Source organism: Marinifilum breve (assembly GCF_003202155.1).
In the GTDB taxonomy this organism is placed as follows: Bacteria; Bacteroidota; Bacteroidia; order Bacteroidales; family Marinifilaceae; genus Marinifilum; species Marinifilum breve.
The window spans coordinates 1-671 of the sequence record NZ_QFLI01000074.1 but is presented as its reverse complement, the minus strand read 5'-3'; the positions used below and the strand labels follow the sequence as shown (position 1 = coordinate 671).

1 protein-coding gene is annotated in these 671 nt (G+C 31.1%); it reads right to left on the bottom strand.

Going from position 1 to position 671, the window contains the following annotated elements; all coding sequences use genetic code 11:
• Positions 1 to 150 precede the first annotated feature (150 nt).
• Positions 151 to 276 carry a hypothetical protein gene (locus DF185_RS24790; RefSeq protein ID WP_262510001.1) on the bottom strand — a complete coding sequence of 42 codons (126 nt, stop codon included), beginning with the start codon at positions 274 to 276 and terminating at the stop codon, positions 151 to 153.
• Positions 277 to 671: the final 395 nt, after the last annotated feature.

Sequence of the window (671 nt, the reverse complement as noted above, 5' to 3'; positions counted from 1 at the left end):
AGTCACTCTCTCATGTCAGTAAATCATAACAATAATAATAATAATAATAATAATAATAATAATAATGAAATGGATTGAATTGCAGTATAATGTTATGAACAGTCAGTTATTCATTGAATCATTCATTACCAATGTGATATAGTCTAACCTTCAAAAATGCTGATGGAATACTGTGCATCGGTCTGCAATGTGACCACCACCACCACCACCACCACCACCTGCACGATCTTTACTATATCTGATCGGCCTGACACATACTACATATTCAACACTCATTCCTATCTATGTTTACAAGACTTCTTTATACAAAACTAACAGAAATATCACAAAGATAGATGCACCAGCAGTGACAACAAGTAATTTACATCGTTTCATCTCATGTAGAAACACAATTTATCAATTTCATGCATTTTTAACATAACAACTAACATACCGTTCACTTACCACGTAACACCACAAAATGCATTTCCATTCAATAAGGCGTAAATTCCTATTGAACAATCAAGTCAAACGTTTGTTTAATAGAGAAGAAATATTGCAAATTCAAATGTAATCATTACTAAAGTAGTAACTAAAGGTGATGGTCACAAGAGTCACTCTCTCATGTCAGTAAATCATAACAATAATAATAATAATAATAATAATAATGAAATGGATTGAATTGCAGTATA

Coding starts and splice junctions, on each gene's coding strand:
- DF185_RS24790 (WP_262510001.1), bottom strand. CDS start 276: ATGAGTGTTGAATATGTAGTATGTGTCAGGCCGATCAGATATAGTAAA.